Consider the following 19,055-nt stretch of genomic DNA (forward strand, 5'->3'; position numbering starts at 1 on the left):
TTCCCCCTTAGGAAATCAGGTATCCCACCCCAAATTTGGTGGTGATGAAGGACTTAAGACCCGCGCTGTCCAGCTTTTTGCGCAGACGGTTGACGTTCACCGTCAGGGTGTTTTCATCCACAAAGCAGTCCCCTTCCCACAGCAGTTCCATCAGCCGCTCCCGGCTGACCACCGTCCCCTTCTGCTTCATCAGGGCCAGCAAAATGCGGTATTCATTTTTGGTTAGGTCAATGTTCTGCCCCTGGTAAGTCAGGGTACCGTCCCCGGTGTTGAGCATGGCCCCCCGGTGCTCCAGCACCGGCACGCTCCCCGCATAGTCGTAGGCCCGGCGGAGCATGGCCTGCACCTTGGCAATGAGCACACTTTGGTCGAAGGGCTTGGCGATGAAGTCGTCCGCCCCCATATTCATGGCCATCACCAGGTTCATATTGTCCGAGGCCGAGGAGAGAAAGACGATGGGCACCTGGGACACCGTCCGAATCTGGCTGCACCAGTGAAAGCCGTTGAAAAAGGGCAGGCCGATGTCCATGAGCACCAGGTGGGGCTGATAGCTTGCAAACTCCCCCAGCACGTTACGAAAATCGGTGACGCAGGCCGCCTCCAGACCCCAGGCTTCCAGCTGGGTTTGCACTGCCCCGGCAATCCCCCGGTCATCCTCCACAATTAAAATCCGGTACATCTTCCACGCCTCCTTGTCAAAATCCCATTTAGTATATCACAGTTCTAAGACGCAAAAAAGCCCCCGTCCAAGTTGGACGGGGGTTTGCAGCTGCAAATTAGTCGGTGACGTAGGGCAGCAGAGCCACGTGACGGGCACGCTTGATGGCCTCAGTCAGCTGACGCTGATGCATGGCGCAGGTGCCGGTGGTGCGGCGGGGCAGGATCTTGGAGCGCTCGGACAGAAAACGCTTGAGTTTGGCAGCGTCCTTGTAGTCGATGTGCTCCACCTTGTCCACGCAGAAGGCGCAGACCTTGCGGCGCTTACGGTTGCCGCGGGGCTTCACATTATCCATAGCCATAATGGCAGACCTCCTTACTTATGATGTGCCTCTTCGTTTAGAAGGGCAGGTCGCCGTCGTCATCGGCCAGTTCTGCAAACTGGTCGGCGCCGGCAGGGATCCCGTAATCCACGGGAGCGGGGGCGGCGGGACGGCTGAAGCTGCCGCCGCTCTCGCCGTCACGCTTGGAGTCGCCGAAATACACGTTGTCGGCAACCACCTCAGCAGAGCGGCGCTTGCCGCCGTCCCGATCCGTCCAATCACGAATCTGAAGGCGGCCCTCCACCACAGCCATGCGGCCCTTGGTGAAGTACTTGGAAACGAACTCAGCAGTGTTGCGCCAAGCCACGACATCAATGAAGTCGGTAGCCTTCTCGCCACTGTCGCGATTCTTGAAGTCCCGATCCACAGCCAGAGAGAAAGATGCCACAGCGGTGCCACTCTGGGTGTGACGGAGCTCAGGATCTCGGGTCAGACGACCCATGAGGATGATGCGGTTGAGCATGGTTCAACTCCTCCTCAGGCGTTCTTCTTGGTGATGAGAGAACGCATGATGCCGGTGTTGATGCGCATCAGACGATCCAGCTCAGCGGGGAACTGGGGAGCAGAGGTAAAGCTCATCAGAACATAGTAGCCCTCGGTGAGATCCTCGATGGGGTAGGCCAGCTTGCGCTTGCCCCACTCGTCCACCTCGGTCACAGTGCCGTTGTTCTCAGCCAGAGCCTTGAACTTCTCCACCAGAGCGGCGGTCTCCTCCTCACCCAGGGTGGGGTTGATGACGTAGAGCACCTCGTAGTTTTCAGTCACTTTTGCCATTTTTTTGCACCTCCTTACGGACATATGGCCCCCGGTCTTTGCCAGAGGCAAGGATGTTACTGCCCTCTAGGACAGACCCATTTATTATATCGAACTTTTGTAGTTTGTCAAGTCCTTTTTCACTCTTTTTCTCTCTTCGCACCAATCTCTTAGTTTCACAAGGTTTTCGCTTGGAATTTTTGGAACCTTTTTGGCTGGTTTGTCCAAGCTCGTTTTCTGTTTTGTTCAGTCGAATCCAGAAGTGAACATTTTTTCTCGCACCAGCTATCCATTGCAGCGCAACGGTTTTATTTAAAAATTCAGGTGAACACTTTTTGTTCACCTATCTTTGTTCACTTTCGATAATTTGAACTTTTCATTCTTGTATAGTATTTTTCACCAGTTTTCTTTGACGTTTTGGCCCAGCTGTAGTAAACTTTACCCGTTCCCCGGAAAATCCCCGCAAACCAGAATACGGTTGCCCTGGGCTGGGTCATAATCCAGTGTCAGCAAATCCGAGGCCACCGACGCCGCCGCCCGGGCTTTTTCCCGGTTGGGTGCAAACAGTTGAATGGCCGAGGTTGGGAGCAATCCCGGGCTGTCCAGGGAGCAGATGACGGCCAGGTTCTCAGGAGGAAACAGGCCGCACACCTCTACCCCCAGGAGATCTCCCACCACGATGCCTTTCCGGCCGCGGCGGGAAGCCAGAAACTCTGCAAGGGAGCTCTTTCCATTGTGAAAGAACACTTCCCTGGGGTCAAAGTCCTGGGTGAGCAGGCTCATGAGCTGACCGCTGCGCACCGGCTCAGCCACCAGGAAGAGGTCCTCCCGCTCCAGTCTTTGCCTGGCCTGGAGAAAGAGGGACGGATAATCAGGCAATATCTTATAATAGAGAGGGTCGTTGTTGTCACAGTCCACGAAGATCATGGGCGTGACACAGGGAGGATTGACATGGGCCACCGCCTGACAGCCTCCATCCAGGACGAAGATCACACTGGGGGATACCGCCAAGACCTTGCGCCAGTCCTCCACCAGATCCCGCAGACGTAGGATTACCGAGGGGATGCCCAACGCCAAAAGTTCGGCCTCCAGCTGCATGGCCAGGTCGGTGAGGTGGACCCGCCGTCCAGCGGATTCCCCCTCCACGGTGGTGACCAGGATGGCCGCCCGGTTCTTCTTTCCCCGTGTGGTCCGTGTGGTGGGGTAGTTCAGCCGCTTGGCCGTGTTGATGACACGCAACCGGGTGGCGCTGCTGATTTTCCCCTGCCCGGAATGGTTCAGCGCATAAGACACCGTGGCCAGCGAACAGCCACAGGCCTTGGCGATCTGGCGCATGGTAACCTTTTTCTCTCCCATAAAAACGTCCCCTCCCGTGATGGCTATGGTCATCATATCAGAAATCACGTTGATTGAAAAGCACCATACAGTTCAAAAGGAGCGAATCTCACCATGGAATTTCAAGCAAGACTGAACGAAATCATCAAGCAGCGTTATCACAAGCCCCTGGCCAAGTGCTCCAAGGGCCAGGTTTACCACGCTTTGCTCCAGCTCACCCAAGAGCTGTCTGCTCAGCGTCCGGCTCCCGAGACCGGGCGCAAGCTATATTACTTCTCCGCTGAGTTCCTCATCGGCAAGCTGCTGTCCAACAACCTGCTGGCTCTGGGCATCTTCAACGAGGTGTCCCAGCTGCTGGAGAAAAACGGCTTCACTCTGGCGGAAATCGAGGAGCAGGAGCCCGAGCCCTCTCTGGGTAACGGCGGCTTGGGCCGTCTGGCCGCCTGCTTCCTGGACTCCCTGGCCGCTCTGGGTCTGCCCGGCGACGGCGTGGGCCTGAACTACCACTATGGTCTGTTCCACCAGTACCTGCGGGAGAACAAGCAGCAGGAGCAGGCCGACCCCTGGATTGAGGAAGAGGGCTGGCTCATTCCCACTGGTACCACCTTCCCCGTCCAGTTCGGCAACCAGACCCTCAACGCCGTGATGTACGACATCGCCATTCCCGGCGCCAACACCGACATTGCCAACCGCCTGCACCTGTTTGACGTGGAGAAGCCCGCCGCGGCTCCCTCCCACGGCATTGACTTTGACAAGGGTGATATCGCCCACCACCTCACCTCCTTCCTCTACCCCGACGACAGCGACGAGGCCGGTCGTCTGCTGCGCGTGTATCAGCAGTACTTCATGGTCTCCGCTGGCGCTCAGCTGATTTTGAAGGAGTTGGACGAGAAGGGTATCTCCCCCTGGAATCTGTGTGAGCACGTGGCCATTCAGATCAACGACACCCATCCCTCCATGGTGCTGCCTGAGCTAACTCGCCTGCTGCTGGAGCGTGGTCTGTCCATGAACGACGCCCTCCACCAGGTGGCCCATGCCTGTGCCTACACCAACCACACCATCCTGGCCGAGGCTCTGGAGAAGTGGCCCATGAGTTACATTGAGCGGGTGGCTCCCCAGCTGGTGCCCATCATCCGCGAGATGGATGCCCGCGCCAAGTCCGTCTTCCCTGACCCCCGTATGGCCATCATCGACCACAACGACACCGTGCACATGGCCCACATGGACATTCACTACACCTACTCCACCAATGGCGTGGCTGCCCTGCACACCGAGATTCTAAAAAACTCCGAGCTGAAGCACTTTGCCGATGTGTACAGCTACAAGTTCAACAACAAGACCAACGGCGTTACCTTCCGCCGCTGGCTGGAAGTGTGCAACCCCAAGCTGGCCGACCTCATCGACCAGTGCATTGGCGACGGCTGGCGGCGGGATGCCAGCCAGCTGGAGAACTTCGCCACCTTCGTCCGGGACCCCAAGGTGCTCAGCGCCGTGCTGGACATCAAGGACGAGAACAAGCAGCAGCTGGCCAAGGTACTCAAGCAGCGTCAGAACGTGGAGGTGGACCCCCAGTCCATCTTTGACATCCAGGTCAAGCGTCTGCACGAGTACAAGCGCCAGCAGATGAACGCTCTGTTTGTCATCAAGAAGTATCTGGACATCAAGAGCGGCATCTTGCCCACCCGTCCCATTACCGTGATTTTCGGTGCCAAGGCCGCCCCTGCCTATGTCATGGCCAAGCACATCATCCACCTCATTCTCTGCCTGCGCCAGCTCATTGAATCCGATCCCCAGGTGCGCCCCTGGCTGCGCGTGGTGATGGTGGAGAACTACAACGTCAGCTGGGCTGAGAAGCTCATCCCCGCCTGCGACATCTCCGAGCAGATTTCTCTGGCCTCCAAGGAGGCCTCCGGCACCAGCAACATGAAGTTCATGGCCAACGGCGCCGTCACCCTGGGCACCATGGACGGTGCCAATGTGGAGATCGCTCAGCTGGTGGGCCGGGAGAATATCTACACCTTCGGCGCCTCCAGCGACCGGGTCATCCAGATGTACGCCAACCACAGCTACTATCCCCAGGAGTTTTACAACCGCCCCTGGGTCAAGGAAGTGGTGGACTTCATCATCTCCCCCACCATGCTGGCCATCGGCGACGAGACCTGCCTGCGGGCTCTGTGGCAGGACATGACCCACAAGGATTGGTTCATGGCTCTGCTGGATGTGGAGGAGTACACCGCCGTGCGCAACCGCCTGTATCAGGACTTCGAGAACCGCACCGAGTGGTCCAAGAAGATGCTGGTGAACACCGCCAAGAGTGGCTTCTTCTCCAGCGACCGCACCATCGCCCAGTACAACCACGATATCTGGCACCTAAACTAAGGTTCTCCCCATTCCCGGGTGTGAGAGAGTTCTCACACCCGGGAATTTTTGTTTTATTTGTGGAATTTTCCCAGTTTCACCTCTCTAATTTAGGTACAATCCCATCTTGTGATCCCGCTCCAGTCCTGTATAATATGGGTTACTGCGCCAAAAACTGGCGCAGCCGCGCGTGGAAAGGAGGCTTGAGCCGGAACGCGATCTCTTGTTGGAGCCTGTATGCAGGCTCACCTTTTTATAGCGCTCGGTGCCCTGCACCGAGTAGGTCCTGGGGGAAATTCATCCCCGCCAGTACTTGTATAAAACAACTTGAGAGTAGTAAAAGTAGACCGTTCTGTGGAGGTTGTTGATTCCCGATCGAACAACATACTATATAGACTCAAAAAAAGACGACCGGATCATTGGATAAATAAAGGGAGGACAGTTTTGTCCAAGCATAAATAATACAATTCAAGGCGAGTTTGTTTGCAAGTACAATTACTTTTTTATTGGAGTGAACAACGATGAAAAAACTAATTGTATTTCTGATGCTCTCTGTGAGCCTCTTCACCTTCACTGGCTGCACCAGCCAGGCAACCCCCAACAACAGCGCAGCTCCCACCGCTGATCCCAGCGCTTCCCAGGAGCAAACCACCCACGGCAACTATACCGACGAGATGAAGATTGAGCACACCTGCGACCTGAGCGAAGCAGACGGGGCCGACAGTGTGGAGCGCCAGGGCGACCATGAGGAAAGCCCCTACTTCTCCCGTCTGGACTTCTACAACATGGAGTCCACCGACACCCTGACCATCCTCTCCCACTTCAAAACCCAGCAGCAGACCAGCGAATGGAGCTGCGGCGTCACCAGCGCCCTGATGGTGCTGAACTGGTACGACGCTCTGGGCGACTACAACGAGGAAACCCTGGCTGCATTCCGCAGCAATGGTCTGACTCCCGAGGCCACCAGCATGAGTCAGCTGGTGGAGATCTTCGATGGCGTGGGTGGCTTTGACGTGTACTCCACCCTGGACTGCGAGGATTCCGTCTACGACGTGTTCACCCTGGATTACATCCAGGAGACCCTGGCCGAAGGCAAGCCCATCATCGTGGGTTGGAACGACTGGGGCGGCCACTGGCAGGTCATCATCGGCTATGACACCATGGGCACTGAGACCACCCAGGACGACGTGATCATCGTGGCCGACGCCTACGACACCACCGACCACAACCAGGACGGATACGGCGTGTACGGCGCGGAGCGCTTCCTGTACAACTTCACCTTCTACAACTTCTTCGACGCGTCCACCGGCGAGCCCAACGACATGTGCTTCCTGGTGGCCACCCCCGAGAAGTAACATAAATCGCATCCCTTCCGGCTCAGGAATGCGACCACGCAAACTATGAACAAAGATAAAACGTCCCGCTCCGTAGTTGGAGCGGGACGCTTTTCATATGTTGTTAGCCCTTCAGGCCCTCAGCCCAGGCGGCGTAACGCTCCACCTTGGAAGCACAGTCGGCCTGGCTCTCGCCCCGGGTCAGGATGTACACCTTCACCTTGGGCTCGGTACCAGAGGGACGGACGATGACGGAGGTGCCGTCCACCAGTTCGTAGCGCAGCACGTTGGAACCGGACAGCTCCATGGTGGTGCGTGCGCCGGTATTGGCATCCACCACACTGCCGTCCTGGTAGTCCTTCCACTGAGCCACGGCAGTGCCGCCCACTTTCTTGGGAGGATTGGCGCGCAGGTCGGCCATGAGCTGAGCCATCTTCTTCAGGCCGTCCAGACCGGGCATCACCAGGTTCATGGTGCGCTCACCGAAGTGGCCATACTTCTCATACAGGCCCTGGAGGGCATCGTACAGAGTCATGCCCTGGCCGGCATACCAGGCGGCCATCTCAGTGAGGGCCACAGAAGCAGTGACAGCGTCCTTGTCCCGGACGAAGCTGCCCAGCATGTAGCCGAAGGACTCCTCATAGGACATGATGACATTGCCCTCGCCGGAGCTCTCCAGCTGATCCTTCTTCTCGGCCAGGAACTTGAAGCCGGTGAAGGTATCGTAGCACTTCAGGCCGTTGTCCTCGGCCACCTTGCGGGCCATCTCGGTGGTCACCAGGCTCTTGAGGGCCACAGGGTTGGCGGGCATCTTGCCGGTGCGGGTCTTGGCGCCGATGAGGTAGTCCAGCAGCAGCACGCCGGTCTGGTTGCCGCTGATGACCACAAAGTCGTCGTCCTTGGTGCGCACCATGATGCCCACACGGTCAGCATCGGGGTCAGAGCCCAGAATAAAGTCGGCGCCCTCCCGCTTGGCGATGTCCACAGCCAGAGCAAAGCCCTCGGGATTCTCAGGGTTGGGGGAGACCACGGTGGGGAAGTCCCCGTCAATGATCATCTGCTGAGGCACGCAGATCACGTGCTTCATGCCCAGACGGCGCAGGGCCTCGGGGATGAGCTTGTAGCCAGTGCCATGGAAGGGGGTGAACACCATCTTGAAGGTGTCAGCCACAGCGTCCACAGCAGCCTGGTCGTTGACCTGCTCCATGACGTTGGCCAGGAACTTCTCGTCGGTCTCGGTACCCATAATAGTGATGCGGCCCTCGGCCACAGCCTGGTCGTAATCCATGGTCTTGACGCTGTCGAACACATCCAGCTCCTGCATCTTGGCCGCCACCTTGTCGGCGGGAGCGGGGGGCAGCTGAGCGCCGTCGGACCAGTACACCTTGTAGCCGTTGTACTCCTTGGGGTTGTGGCTGGCGGTGACGTTGATACCGGCGATGCAGCCATACTCACGAATGGCGAAGGACAGCTCGGGGGTGGGGCGCAGGGACTCAAACAGACGCACGGGGATGCCGTTGGCAGCCATGACGCAGGCAGCCTCACGGGCAAACACATCGGAGTTGTTGCGGCAGTCGTAGCACACAGCCACGCCCTTGGCCACAGCCTCGGGGCCTTCCTCCAAAATCACCTGGGCAAAAGCCTGGGTGGCGTGGCGCACCACATGTACGTTCATCCGATACAGGCCCACGCCCATAGTACCGCGGAGACCGGCAGTGCCGAAGCTGAGCTGAGAGAAAAAGCGGGACTCAATTTCCTTCTCATCCCCGGCAATGGCGGTCAGCTCCGCCTTCTCCTCCTGGGACAGGGCCGGACTTTCCAGCCAACGCTGATACTGAGCTTTGTAATCCATAGTAACTCCTCCTCAAAATTCTCAAGATTGAGCGTATATGTTTAAAAGGCAAAGTTGCCATCTACAAACACGGGAATCTCTTTCCCATCCTGGGTGGTACCCACAATGGACAGATCCTTAGTACCCACCATGAAGTCCACATGGGTCATGGACTGGTTGAGCCCCACAGCCTTCTGGCCCGCCTCGTCCATGTCCTCGCCGCCCTTGACGCAGTTGGGATAGGCAGAACCATAGGCCAGGTGACAAGAGGCGTTTTCGTCAAACAGGGTATTGTAGAACAGGATACCGCTGTTGCGAATGGGGGAATCGTAGGGCACCAGGGCCACCTCGCCCAAATAGGCTGCACCCTCATCGGTGTTCACAGAGTTGCGCAGGTACTCCTCCCCTTCCTCGGCGTGGACACCCACGATCTTGCCATTTTCAAAGTCCATATAGAAATTCTTTACCAAGTTGCCGTTGAGGGCCAGAGGCATGGCAGCGTACACCCGGCCATTGACACCGTCCCAGCGGGGAGCGGTGAAAATCTCCTCGGTGGGCATGTTGGCCACAAACTCCACGCCACGGGGGGTGTCCTCACTGCCGCCCATCCACACGTGGTTGTCGGGGAGGGTGATGGTCAAGTCGGTACCCAGAGAGTTGGTGTAGTGCAGGGACTTGAAGTTGTACTCGTTGAGCAGCTTGGCCCGACGGGCAGTGGCGTCCACGTGCTCCCGCCAACGCTCCACACCCTTGCCGTCTCCGGTGATGCGGCACACGGAGAAGATGGCCTCCCACAGTGCGTCAATGGCCTCCTCCCCCTTCTTGTCGGGGAACACCTTCTCTGCCCAGGCACGGGTGGGGTGGGCCCCAATAGACCACTGGAAGCGGTTGGCGCTCAGAGCGTCGTGCCAGGCCCGGGTGTTCTCGCCGGACACCCGCTGCCAGGCCTGGATGCGGCCAGAGTCCACACCCCGCAGCATCTCGGGGTCCGATCCGATGATGGACAGAGCGGTGCACCCCTCCTCCAGCATCCAGTCAAACTTGGCTTTCAAGTAGGCGGGGAACTCCTCAAACACCTGTTCATCTGCCTTCAGGTAGCGCTCCCGGGTGACAAAGTCGTCGGTCCACTCCATCACCACGTCCTTGGCACCCCGGTCCAGGGCGGCCTGAGCACACAGGCGGGCCAGGGGTGCACACTCCACAGGAGCGGACAGGCGCACCAGCTGTCCAGCCTGGATATTTAACCCAACTTCCACCAGGAGATGGGCGTATTCTTCCAATTTTTCCTTAAAATTAGGAACCATAGGGTTGGTTCTCCTTTCGCTGTGCATTTCCCCCAGAAAGGGGATTTCAAGAAACTTTATTTATTATAACATCGTCCAGAAAAAAATACAAATCGGAAATTGCATTTTTTAGCGCAATGAAGTATAATCTTTTGTATATTAAAGTCTGGAGGTGCTTGCACCATGTTGAAAACTGTCATTCCACCAGGGTACTCCCCCTGTCTGAACCTGTACGATACCCAAAAAGCCATCGGCCTGCTCAAGCGTCTGTTTGAGGACAATCTGGGCGGGGCTCTGCATCTGCGTCGGGTGTCCGCTCCTCTGTTTGTGGAGGCCTCCACCGGCCTCAACGACGACCTCAACGGCGTGGAGCGGGCGGTGTCCTTTGACATCCCTGATGCCGGACGGGACGCCCAGGTGGTCCACTCCCTGGCCAAGTGGAAGCGCATGGCCCTGCACCGCTATCAGTTCTCCGTGGGCGAGGGTCTGTACACCGATATGAACGCCATCCGCCGGGACGAGGATCTGGACAACATCCACTCCGTCTACGTGGACCAGTGGGACTGGGAGAAGGTACTGGCCCCCCGGGACCGCAACGAGGCATATTTAAAAAACACGGTATCCACCATTGTGGCAGCCCTGGCGGACACCCAGTCCACCCTCCGGGCGGTCTATCCCCAGCTCACCCCCCTGCCCCTGCTGGAGCGGGAGGTGTCCTTTGTCACCGCCCAGGAGCTGGAGGACTTGTGGCCGGATCTCTCCCCCAAGGAGCGGGAAAACGCCTGGGTCAAAGATCACCCCACCACCTTCCTCATGGGCATTGGCGCCCCCTTGAAGTCTGGTAAGCCCCACGACGGACGCGCCCCTGACTACGACGACTGGAACCTCAACGGGGATCTTCTGGTTTGGAACTCCGTGTTGGGCTGCGCCTTTGAAATTTCCTCCATGGGCATCCGGGTCAGCCCTGAATCCCTGGACCGCCAGCTCACTATGGCTGGCTGTGACGACCGCCGGGAGCTGCCCTTCCACAAAATGCTGCTGGAAGGCAAGCTGCCTTTGACCATCGGCGGCGGTATCGGCCAGAGCCGGGTGTCCATGTACCTGCTGGGCAAGGCCCACATTGGCGAAGTTCAGGCCTCGGTGTGGGACGCCCAGACCTTGGAAGCCTGCCGGGATGCCGGCGTCATTCTGCTGTAACAGGGAGGGCGCGAAATGAAAAAGCTTGGTTTTGGCTGTATGCGTTTCCCCCTCACCGATCCCGAGGACAACACATCCATTGATTTTCCCCAGGTGTGCCAGATGGTGGACTTGTTCCTGGAGCGGGACTTTACCTACTTTGACACCGCTTTTTTCTACCACGGCGGCACCAGCGAGGAAACAGTAAAGCGCGCCCTGGTACAGCGGCATCCCCGGGATTCCTTTACCCTGGCCACCAAACTCCCCCTGGTCAAGCTTAAAGAGGCCACAGCCCAGGAACAGGAGGAGACGTTCCAACTGCAACTGCAGCGGTGCGGCGTGGAGTTTTTTGACTACTATCTGCTCCACTGTATCGACGACGAGAACTACGAGATCGCCCAGCGGTTGGACAGCTTCGCCTTTGTCCAGCAGAAGAAGGCGGAAGGGTACATCCGTCAGGCAGGCTTCTCCTTCCACGGCACCCCGGAACTGCTGGAGGAAGTGCTCACCCAACACCCGGAAGTGGATTTTGTCCAGCTGCAAATCAACTACCTGGACTGGGAAAATCCCAAGGTCCAATCCCGCCGCTGCTACGAGGTGGCGTTGGCCCACCACAAGCCGGTGGTGGTGATGGAGCCGGTGAAGGGCGGCAAGCTGGCCAATCCCTCCCCCACTGTACGGGAGATGTTCGCCGCTCTGGACCCCAACGCCTCCCCCTCCTCCTTTGCCATTCGCTTTGCCGCCTCTTTGGAGCATGTGTTCATGGTGCTCTCCGGCATGTCCTCCCTGGAGCAGGTGGAGGACAACACCGGGTATATGGCAGACTTCCGCCCCCTCTCCCCGGAGGAGGTAGCGGTAACCGAACGAGCCGCCCAGCAGATTCAAGCCGACGGCACCATTCCCTGCACCGCCTGTGGCTACTGCACCGACGGCTGCCCCCAGCGCATTCCCATCCCCGCCCTGTTTGCTCTGTATAACCGGACCCTGGGCCAGCCTGGACTTCCCCACAAAAAGGAGTACCGGGAGCTGTGCGCCCAAGGCGCCCCCGCCTCCGCCTGTGTGGCCTGCCGCCAGTGTGAGGGGGCCTGTCCCCAGCATCTGGAGGTGGTGGAACTGTTGCAGCGGGTAGCAAGCGCATTTGAATCCTGACCCCAACGGGCCGCAAGTTGTTCTTGCGGCCCGTTTTTCCATCTATCCTTTCAAAGTGACCGTCCGTCTCTGTTCTGTAGACAGCCCCTCGTTTTTTTCGTATACTCAAAGTACCTAGAGAAGGGAGGGAACGCCATGAACGTGGAAGTGCATATTGACCCCCAGCTGACCCAGACCAAGGTGGTCATTCACGCCCCCGCCCGCTCCCCCCAGGTGGAACAGTTGGTACGCCAGTTGGAAGAACTGGCCGCTCCCGCCACTTTTACCGCCTTCCGTGACGGTGAAGCCCGGCTTCTTCCCCTCTCAGATATTCTCCGCTTCTACGCCGACGGCAAGGGGGTGTCCTGCCAGACCACCACAGGGACCTATACGGTGCGGGAGCGGCTGTATGAATTGGAGGAAAACCTGGCCGGGACCCGCTTTGTACGGGTGTCCAACTCCGAGGTGGTAAATCTAAACCGAGTCACTGCCCTGGACCTGTCCCTCACTGGCACCATCAAAATGACTTTGGAGGGTGGCACGACGGTATACGTCTCCCGGCGGTATGTAAAAAAGATCAAACAGGCACTGGATTTATGAGAGGAGGGAAAGGGATGCTCTTTGACGACACAAAGCAAGCACAGCGCCGCATCACACTGGGCGCCCTGGCTGGAATAGCGGTTCATTTTCTGTTGATGTATGTATTGGGGACACTGGCTTTTTTAGGCTCTGAGGTAGCCGCCGTGTTTTCCTACCCCACCTGTTCCTTCCCACCCCCGTTTGAGGGCTGTGGAATTCTTCTGTCCTATCTACTATTTGCCCTCCTGGGAGCGGAAATTGGAGTATCCACCCTTCCCTTTGCAGACAGCGGCCCTTCTCTGATCGTGCGCACTGCGGCCCACTTTGCCCTCATGGTGGTCACCGTGGCCCTGTGGGCCGGGCTGAACTTCGGCAAATCAGGGGCTGTGTTCTGCCTTATCCTCCTGGCTTCGGCGTATGTGCTGATATGGCTTGGCCGCTGGGTGGGCTGGTATGTGGAGGTGGCCGCCATCCGGGCCAAGCTGGGACTGGCCCCTGGGCCCTCTCTCCTTCACTGGCGGGAAAGTCTACCCTATCTGGTGTTTGCCCTGGGGCTGTGCTTGGGGCTTCCCGCTCTCCTGCGCCTGTTAGACCCTCAGGACGTACCTGCCCTGTCTGGGGTGTTTTTTCCCTTCCTACTGCTACCCATTGGCACCTTCTGCTCGGGTCTGTCCCTGGGGCATCGCCATGGCTTCTCCCCCCTGTATCCCGTGGCCTGCACCCTGTTCTCTTTAGCAGCTGTGTTTCTGTTGTTCAACGACTCCGCTCTATTTCACGCTGGCATCTCTCTGGTGTGCGCCCTGCTGGGCAACGGGGTGGGAACCCTGCTGAAAAAGTGGGCCAGACGGAAAAATACCCGCTAGCTTCCCCTCTTTTTTCCCTCAGCCCTTGCAAAATCTTCAGAAAATGGTATACTACCATCAACGCCTTTGGCACAATTCATTTGTGTCCTGATATATCATTTGAGAATTGAGGGAAAGTAGTATGGATCGCATCACCATCGCCTCCGTCTTTGCCGACAGCGAGAAGCTCTCCGGCCAGACGGTCACCGTCATGGGTTGGGCCCGCACCATCCGTGACATGAAAACCTTTGGATTTGTGGAGCTCAATGACGGCTCTTGCTTTAAGAATCTCCAGATCGTGCTGGATGCCAACGTTCTGGACAATTATAAGGATATCACCGGCCAGAACGTAGGCGCCGCCCTCATTGTCACCGGCACTGTGGTGCTCACCCCCGAGGCCAAGCAGCCTCTGGAGATCAAGGCCACCTCTGTGGCCGTAGAGGGTACTTCCTCCCCCGACTACCCCCTGCAAAAGAAGCGTCACACCTTGGAGTACCTGCGCACCATTCAGCACCTGCGCCCCCGCACCAACCTGTTCTCTGCAGCCTTCCGGGTGCGTAGCGTAGCCGCTCACGCCATCCACTGCTTCTTCCAGGACCGTGGCTTTGTGTATGTCCACACCCCCATCATCACCGCCTCCGACTGTGAGGGCGCCGGTGAGATGTTCCAGGTCACCACTCTGGACATGAACAACCCGCCCCGCCTGCCCGACGGCAGCGTGGATTGGTCCCAGGACTTCTTTGGCAAGAAGGCCAACCTCACCGTGTCTGGCCAGCTCAACGCCGAGAACTTCGCCATGGCCTTTGGCTCCGTGTACACCTTTGGCCCCACCTTCCGGGCTGAGAACTCCAACACCCAGCGCCACGCCGCTGAGTTCTGGATGATCGAACCGGAGATCGCCTTTGCCGACCTCAACGACGACATGAACCTGGCCGAGGACATGATTCGCTATATCATCCGCACCGTGCTGGAGAAGTGCCCCGACGAGATCAACTTCTTCAACTCCTTTGTGGACAAGGGCCTGAAGGAGCGTCTGGAACTGGTGGCAAACTCCGAGTTTGGCCGCATCACCTACACCGACGCCATCGAGATTCTGAAGAAGAACAACGACAAGTTCGACTTCAAGGTGGAGTGGGGCTGCGATCTGCAGACCGAGCACGAGCGTTACCTCACCGAGCAGGTGTACAAGAAGCCCGTGTTCGTCACCGACTATCCCAAGGACATCAAGGCCTTCTACATGCGCCTCAACGACGACGGCAAGACCGTGGCCGCTGCCGACTGCCTGGTGCCCGGCATCGGCGAGATCATCGGCGGCTCCCAGCGTGAGGAGCGTATCGAGGTGCTGGAGGAGCGCATGCACCAGCTGGGCCTGGACCCCAAGGACTACTGGTGGTACCTGGACCTGCGCCGCTACGGCTCCTGCCGCCACGCCGGTTTCGGCCTGGGCTTCGAGCGCATGGTGATGTATCTCACCGGCATCAGCAACATCCGCGACGTGGAGCTGCATCCCCGTACCGTGGGCAACGCTGAGTTTTAATTTAAATTCAACAAGACACCCCCCGGACTGTGGAAGTCCGGGGGGTGTCTGTTCATATTGTTTATTCTTGGAGTAGTGACTGTCTGTATTGTTCTGCTTCGGGTACATCTACCCATTCAACTGTCTTATCGAAGTTTTGGCGTACAACACGTTTAATTTCCTCCAAGCTAACTCGGAAAAATTCACGACGTCTATTAACCTTATTAACTTTTTGAGATTCAAATGCAGTATGTAAGGCACTTTCCAATGCTGGTGCATCCTCAGTAAAAATCAAGGCATGAACATCAAAGTTAAACGGAACAGATGCATCACCTAATTCATTGATTCGATCCATCGGTTCAAGCCGTCTTGTCATACCAATTTTATAGACATCTTTTCCAAATGCGCCAATATTGCTAATGATGTAAACATATCCCGCTTTTTTGTTGGCTTCTCTGTAATCAACGTCAGCAATGGCTTTGCTCGTATCAGTAATCAACGATTCCAAATTTCGTTTCTTTTCCATCAAGTCAGGTTCTTCACCATTTGCTTGAATCTGTTTGCACAACGCTTCCAACGCTTTCTGGTAATGGGCTTGTTCTTTTTCTAGTTTCTTTCTAGCCTCTTCAATCTCTTTTTGAACTTTCTTTTCTTCTCTCTCTTGTCTCTTTAGCTCTGCTATCCGCTCTTTTTCCTCTTGCTTTTTCTGGCGATAATCCAATGCAAGTAACAATTCCTGAATTTTCAAAGATATATAGCGTTGTGAGATGGCAATGGACATCATACTTCCCAGTTTTGAAATTTGCCGGCTAATACTATAGATACGCTCTTTGGACTTATCTACATTGGAAATTCTCACAGAAGCAACAATATCATCACATTCAACATTAAACGCTCTAAGCAACAGTTTTTGCATATCTTTCAGCATTTTCTGCCCCTTTGAGGAACTCCCGTTTACTGTCCAGTTCATATTTCCTTGGCATGCTTCACCACATTTGATGCATTGCTTCTGCTCATCTCGAATGGCTTTCAACTTCTCTGCATACAGGTCGGAATTTGCAAATTCATACGTTGGCCTATAGATTCCGTACTCTTGCATGGAGATTTCCTCGTCCAAAGAATAGATTTTTCCGTTTTTCGCACCTATTTCTTGGTCAAGTTGAGCTATTTCACGCTGTCTACGCAAAGTTTCATTTTGTTGCTGGGACAGTATAGCCTCAATAGCTTCTTTTTGTGCTGTCAACAAGTTAATCTGCTCTTGCAAGTTGAGAATATCGTGTTGTTCCGGTGATAGTCTACGTTTCAGTTCATCAATCTCATTTTGTAGTGCTATTTCTTTCTTACTTGGACCAAACAACCCCATGCCAAATGCCTTCTCTCCAACTATATTTCATCTAGTGTGCTCACTATGCATAATTTAAAATGGCAATTCGTTTTCTAATTCATCTTCATATTTCCATACTATTCCTTCATTCAATTCAGTTTTAGAGCGAACATCCTTTATTCTTCCATTTTCTTCAAACAGATAGTTTTTAAGTACAAGCGTTGACCGACTGAATATTTCATTTCTTACATACTTTCTGATGTCCTGAGTGTCATCAACTTCTTGGCTTTCAAACTTCATCGCAGTCATAAAATCATCCAATGCATTAATGTTCTCTGCAAATAATACCGCTCTTCCTAATCCTAGATGTTTGGAAATACGATTGACTACACGATTTGAAGCTAATATAGTACCATTAAACTTACGAAAAAAGTCATCGTGTTGAATAGAAAAATCATTCATCATCTGTTTCATTTGTTCCACTGAAGCTTGTAGATTATACACTGTCTGTGCTTCAGTAAGACTAGCCTCTCTAGCCAACAAATTCTGGAATAGTCCAGCAAATTGCGATTTAAGAACACTGATAATGTCGTCCGTTGTTCCAAAGTCTAGTATAGGATGATTTTTAACTTCAGATTTGAGTTCAAGGATAAACTCATGAATTTTGGGATTGTCCGTATATGCAGATTTGAAATTTTCATTATCTTTGTTCAATGCATAGGTACGATTTTCGATTGACACGTCATGTGATATAAAGACATACACTTTCTTTTTATTTCGGATGGCCGCCTGAATTTCGTGCATTGTAATAGACAGTTCGTCATTACTGGCAGATGCAGTCCCAAAGTGATTACCTATAATGCAAACGACGATATCACAGCTAGATAACTCTTGATAGCAATCTATTTCCAAATCTTGATTCTGTGTGTATGCCACGCCCGAACGCTCATGCATTACTATTTCATACCCTAATCCTTCAAGAAAATTGCCTATATTGTTTCGCACTTGGCGTAAATCGTAATATGTCGAACTGATAAAAACTCTTGGTGCCGCCACTCTATTTTCCTCCCTACTTATAGTAATATTTTTGTATATTCTACCATTCTATTCTATGTATTTCAAGGTAATCTACCCAACATTCCATAGGATTTACAGGCTATCTTATGCTGTGGCTTCTTTCTGAAACTCATAACCCCCCTCTATCCCGAAGGGAGCCAAAGCGGCCATGTCAAGCCCAAGTTCTCCCTTCCCCCCTGTGCAAAAATTGTGCACATCTCCCCCCGCACCTCCTTGCTTTTCCTTCCTCCTTTGGCTATAATCTACAATAGATGGGCTGGATTCAGCCGCATAACACGGAAAGGAAGATTCATTATGGCAAGTCGCATTGTATTGAACACCATTTCCTATCACGGAAAAGGCGCTATTGAGAACATCGTCCCCGAACTCACCGCTCGTGGATACAAAAAGGCCTTTGTGTGCACCGACCCCGATCTGGTCAAGTTCGGCGTGGCCTCCAAGGTCACTGATCTGTTGGAAGCTGCCAACTTCCCTTACGCTCTGTACAGCGACATCAAGGCCAACCCCACCATTGAGAACGTGCAGCACGGTGTGACTGCCTTCCAGGAGTCTGGGGCCGACTGTATCGTCACCATCGGCGGCGGCTCCAGCATGGACACCGCCAAGGCCATTGGTATCATCATCACCAACCCTGAGTTTGCCGACGTGCGCTCCCTGGAGGGTGTTGCCCCCACCAAGCACCACGCCGTGTTTACCATCGCCGTCCCCACCACCGCCGGTACGGCCGCTGAGGTCACCATCAACTACGTGATTACCGACGTAGAGAAGCGCCGCAAGTTCGTGTGCGTGGACACCAACGACATCCCCGAAGTGGCCGTGGTGGACCCCGACATGATGAGCAGCATGCCCCGCGGCCTCACCGCCGCCACCGGTATGGACGCCCTCACCCACGCCATTGAGGGCTATATCACCAAGGGCCACTGCACCATTTCCGACATGTTCCACCTGGAGGCCATCCGCCTCATCAGCCGCCACCTGCGCGGGGCTGTGGAGAACACCGATGAGGGCCGGGAAGGCATGGCTCTGGGCCAGTACATCGCCGGCATGGGCTTTTCCAACGTGGGTCTGGGCATCGTTCACGCCATGGCTCACGGCCTGAGCGCCCTGTACGACACGCCCCACGGTGTGGCCTGTGCCATCATCCTGCCCACCGGTCTGGAGTACAACAAGCACGCCGCCGGTGATCGCTACCGCGCCGTGGGCGAGGCCATGGGCGTGGAGGGCATCAATCAGATGACCCAGGATGAGGCCGTGGACGCCACCATCGCTGCCGTCAAGAAGCTCAGCGCCGACGTGGGTATCCCCGCCGACCTGAAGGGCATCTTGAAGGAGGAAGACGTGCAGTTCCTGGCCGAGTCCGCCTTTGCCGACGCCTGCTGCCCCGGCAACCCCAAGGACACCAATGTGGATGAGATCGCCCAGCTGTATCGCTCCCTGATGTAATCACTTCGAGCAAAAAGCTCCGCAGGAAATATCCTG

General features: G+C 55.6%; 18 protein-coding genes. 8 read left to right on the forward strand and 10 right to left on the reverse strand.

Annotated elements, in window-relative coordinates:
• Nucleotides 1-7: 7 nt before the first annotated feature.
• The 6 genes from B5G37_RS02670 to B5G37_RS02690 all read right to left on the reverse strand — a co-directional run bounded on the left by B5G37_RS02670 (nucleotide 8) and on the right by B5G37_RS02690 (nucleotide 3,149).
• Complete coding sequence (locus B5G37_RS02670) at nucleotides 8-679, reverse strand: response regulator transcription factor (protein ID WP_087253516.1); 672 nt, start codon at nucleotides 677-679, stop codon at nucleotides 8-10.
• Between the two features lie 97 nt (nucleotides 680-776).
• Nucleotides 777-1,019, reverse strand: coding sequence for a 30S ribosomal protein S18 (gene rpsR, locus B5G37_RS02675; RefSeq protein ID WP_087231883.1), 243 nt, complete (start codon nucleotides 1,017-1,019; stop codon nucleotides 777-779).
• A gap of 37 nt (nucleotides 1,020-1,056) precedes the next feature.
• On the reverse strand, nucleotides 1,057-1,503 hold the full coding sequence (gene ssb, locus B5G37_RS02680; RefSeq protein WP_087253520.1) for a single-stranded DNA-binding protein: 447 nt from the start codon (nucleotides 1,501-1,503) through the stop codon (nucleotides 1,057-1,059).
• Nucleotides 1,504-1,517: 14 nt separating this feature from the next.
• On the reverse strand, nucleotides 1,518-1,814 hold the full coding sequence (gene rpsF / locus B5G37_RS02685) for a 30S ribosomal protein S6 (RefSeq protein WP_087253524.1): 297 nt from the start codon (nucleotides 1,812-1,814) through the stop codon (nucleotides 1,518-1,520).
• Nucleotides 1,798-2,136, reverse strand: coding sequence for a hypothetical protein (locus B5G37_RS14920; protein ID WP_143482859.1), 339 nt, complete (start codon nucleotides 2,134-2,136; stop codon nucleotides 1,798-1,800). The genes rpsF and B5G37_RS14920 overlap by 17 nt, the downstream gene beginning before the upstream one ends.
• Nucleotides 2,137-2,231: 95 nt before the next feature.
• The gene (locus tag B5G37_RS02690) at nucleotides 2,232-3,149 is read right to left on the reverse strand and encodes a LacI family DNA-binding transcriptional regulator (RefSeq protein WP_158099335.1); all 918 of its coding nucleotides are present in this window, start codon (nucleotides 3,147-3,149) and stop codon (nucleotides 2,232-2,234) included.
• A gap of 93 nt (nucleotides 3,150-3,242) precedes the next feature.
• Between B5G37_RS02690 and B5G37_RS02695 the strand changes: the two genes are divergently transcribed.
• Together B5G37_RS02695 and B5G37_RS02700 are read left to right on the forward strand one after the other, a co-directional pair.
• Nucleotides 3,243-5,507 (forward strand): glycogen/starch/alpha-glucan phosphorylase, encoded by a 2,265-nt coding sequence (locus B5G37_RS02695; RefSeq protein ID WP_087253530.1) that lies wholly within the window; start codon nucleotides 3,243-3,245, stop codon nucleotides 5,505-5,507.
• A 500-nt stretch (nucleotides 5,508-6,007) separates the two neighbouring features.
• A complete protein-coding gene (locus B5G37_RS02700) occupies nucleotides 6,008-6,841 on the forward strand; it encodes a papain-like cysteine protease family protein (RefSeq protein ID WP_242962736.1) in 834 nt (277 codons plus the stop codon).
• Between the two features lie 103 nt (nucleotides 6,842-6,944).
• Here B5G37_RS02700 and B5G37_RS02705 read toward each other — a convergent pair whose 3' ends face one another.
• Both B5G37_RS02705 and B5G37_RS02710 read right to left on the reverse strand, forming a co-directional pair.
• Complete coding sequence (locus B5G37_RS02705) at nucleotides 6,945-8,672, reverse strand: phospho-sugar mutase (RefSeq protein WP_087253532.1); 1,728 nt, start codon at nucleotides 8,670-8,672, stop codon at nucleotides 6,945-6,947.
• A 41-nt stretch (nucleotides 8,673-8,713) separates the two neighbouring features.
• Nucleotides 8,714-9,955, reverse strand: a complete 1,242-nt coding sequence (locus B5G37_RS02710; protein ID WP_087253536.1) for an aminopeptidase — start codon at nucleotides 9,953-9,955, stop codon at nucleotides 8,714-8,716.
• Nucleotides 9,956-10,117: 162 nt separating this feature from the next.
• Here B5G37_RS02710 and asnA point away from each other — a divergent pair, with 162 nt between their 5' ends.
• The 5 genes from asnA (at nucleotide 10,118) to asnS (ending at nucleotide 15,196) form a co-directional block, all read left to right on the forward strand.
• Nucleotides 10,118-11,131: an aspartate--ammonia ligase gene (gene asnA / locus B5G37_RS02715; protein WP_087253539.1), complete on the forward strand. Its 1,014-nt coding sequence runs from the start codon at nucleotides 10,118-10,120 to the stop codon at nucleotides 11,129-11,131.
• Nucleotides 11,132-11,146: 15 nt separating this feature from the next.
• Nucleotides 11,147-12,259, forward strand: a complete 1,113-nt coding sequence (locus tag B5G37_RS02720) for an aldo/keto reductase (RefSeq protein ID WP_087253542.1) — start codon at nucleotides 11,147-11,149, stop codon at nucleotides 12,257-12,259.
• Nucleotides 12,260-12,394: 135 nt separating this feature from the next.
• The gene (locus B5G37_RS02725; RefSeq protein WP_087253545.1) at nucleotides 12,395-12,838 is read left to right on the forward strand and encodes a LytTR family DNA-binding domain-containing protein; all 444 of its coding nucleotides are present in this window, start codon (nucleotides 12,395-12,397) and stop codon (nucleotides 12,836-12,838) included.
• A gap of 14 nt (nucleotides 12,839-12,852) precedes the next feature.
• Nucleotides 12,853-13,680: a DUF3021 family protein gene (locus B5G37_RS02730; protein ID WP_087253548.1), complete on the forward strand. Its 828-nt coding sequence runs from the start codon at nucleotides 12,853-12,855 to the stop codon at nucleotides 13,678-13,680.
• A gap of 121 nt (nucleotides 13,681-13,801) precedes the next feature.
• Nucleotides 13,802-15,196, forward strand: coding sequence for an asparagine--tRNA ligase (gene asnS / locus B5G37_RS02735; RefSeq protein ID WP_087253551.1), 1,395 nt, complete (start codon nucleotides 13,802-13,804; stop codon nucleotides 15,194-15,196).
• A 61-nt stretch (nucleotides 15,197-15,257) separates the two neighbouring features.
• Here asnS and B5G37_RS02740 read toward each other — a convergent pair whose 3' ends face one another.
• A complete protein-coding gene (locus B5G37_RS02740) occupies nucleotides 15,258-16,538 on the reverse strand; it encodes a DUF4041 domain-containing protein (protein WP_087253552.1) in 1,281 nt (426 codons plus the stop codon).
• Nucleotides 16,539-16,592: 54 nt separating this feature from the next.
• Nucleotides 16,593-17,555, reverse strand: a complete 963-nt coding sequence (locus B5G37_RS02745; RefSeq protein WP_158099336.1) for a DUF4062 domain-containing protein — start codon at nucleotides 17,553-17,555, stop codon at nucleotides 16,593-16,595.
• A gap of 315 nt (nucleotides 17,556-17,870) precedes the next feature.
• Between B5G37_RS02745 and fucO the strand changes: the two genes are divergently transcribed.
• Entirely contained in the window at nucleotides 17,871-19,019 is a 1,149-nt protein-coding gene (fucO, locus tag B5G37_RS02750; protein ID WP_087253557.1) for a lactaldehyde reductase, read from the forward strand.
• Nucleotides 19,020-19,055: the final 36 nt, after the last annotated feature.

Origin of the sequence: Pseudoflavonifractor sp. An85 (genome assembly GCF_002161235.1) — a bacterium.
Lineage (GTDB): Bacteria > Bacillota > Clostridia > Oscillospirales > Oscillospiraceae > Enterenecus.

What these genes read in the sequence shown, in the direction of transcription:
- B5G37_RS02730 (WP_087253548.1), top strand. Translation starts at nt 12,853, where the DNA reads ATGCTCTTTGACGACACAAAGCAAGCACAGCGCCGCATCACACTGGGC.
- rpsR (WP_087231883.1), bottom strand. Translation starts at nt 1,019, where the DNA reads ATGGCTATGGATAATGTGAAGCCCCGCGGCAACCGTAAGCGCCGCAAG.
- B5G37_RS02720 (WP_087253542.1), top strand. Translation starts at nt 11,147, where the DNA reads ATGAAAAAGCTTGGTTTTGGCTGTATGCGTTTCCCCCTCACCGATCCC.
- B5G37_RS02725 (WP_087253545.1), top strand. Translation starts at nt 12,395, where the DNA reads ATGAACGTGGAAGTGCATATTGACCCCCAGCTGACCCAGACCAAGGTG.
- B5G37_RS02740 (WP_087253552.1), bottom strand. Translation starts at nt 16,538, where the DNA reads ATGGGGTTGTTTGGTCCAAGTAAGAAAGAAATAGCACTACAAAATGAG.
- asnA (WP_087253539.1), top strand. Translation starts at nt 10,118, where the DNA reads ATGTTGAAAACTGTCATTCCACCAGGGTACTCCCCCTGTCTGAACCTG.
- asnS (WP_087253551.1), top strand. Translation starts at nt 13,802, where the DNA reads ATGGATCGCATCACCATCGCCTCCGTCTTTGCCGACAGCGAGAAGCTC.
- B5G37_RS02695 (WP_087253530.1), top strand. Translation starts at nt 3,243, where the DNA reads ATGGAATTTCAAGCAAGACTGAACGAAATCATCAAGCAGCGTTATCAC.
- ssb (WP_087253520.1), bottom strand. Translation starts at nt 1,503, where the DNA reads ATGCTCAACCGCATCATCCTCATGGGTCGTCTGACCCGAGATCCTGAG.
- B5G37_RS02690 (WP_158099335.1), bottom strand. Translation starts at nt 3,149, where the DNA reads ATGGGAGAGAAAAAGGTTACCATGCGCCAGATCGCCAAGGCCTGTGGC.
- fucO (WP_087253557.1), top strand. Translation starts at nt 17,871, where the DNA reads ATGGCAAGTCGCATTGTATTGAACACCATTTCCTATCACGGAAAAGGC.
- B5G37_RS02710 (WP_087253536.1), bottom strand. Translation starts at nt 9,955, where the DNA reads ATGGTTCCTAATTTTAAGGAAAAATTGGAAGAATACGCCCATCTCCTG.
- B5G37_RS02700 (WP_242962736.1), top strand. Translation starts at nt 6,008, where the DNA reads ATGAAAAAACTAATTGTATTTCTGATGCTCTCTGTGAGCCTCTTCACC.
- rpsF (WP_087253524.1), bottom strand. Translation starts at nt 1,814, where the DNA reads ATGGCAAAAGTGACTGAAAACTACGAGGTGCTCTACGTCATCAACCCC.
- B5G37_RS02670 (WP_087253516.1), bottom strand. Translation starts at nt 679, where the DNA reads ATGTACCGGATTTTAATTGTGGAGGATGACCGGGGGATTGCCGGGGCA.
- B5G37_RS02705 (WP_087253532.1), bottom strand. Translation starts at nt 8,672, where the DNA reads ATGGATTACAAAGCTCAGTATCAGCGTTGGCTGGAAAGTCCGGCCCTG.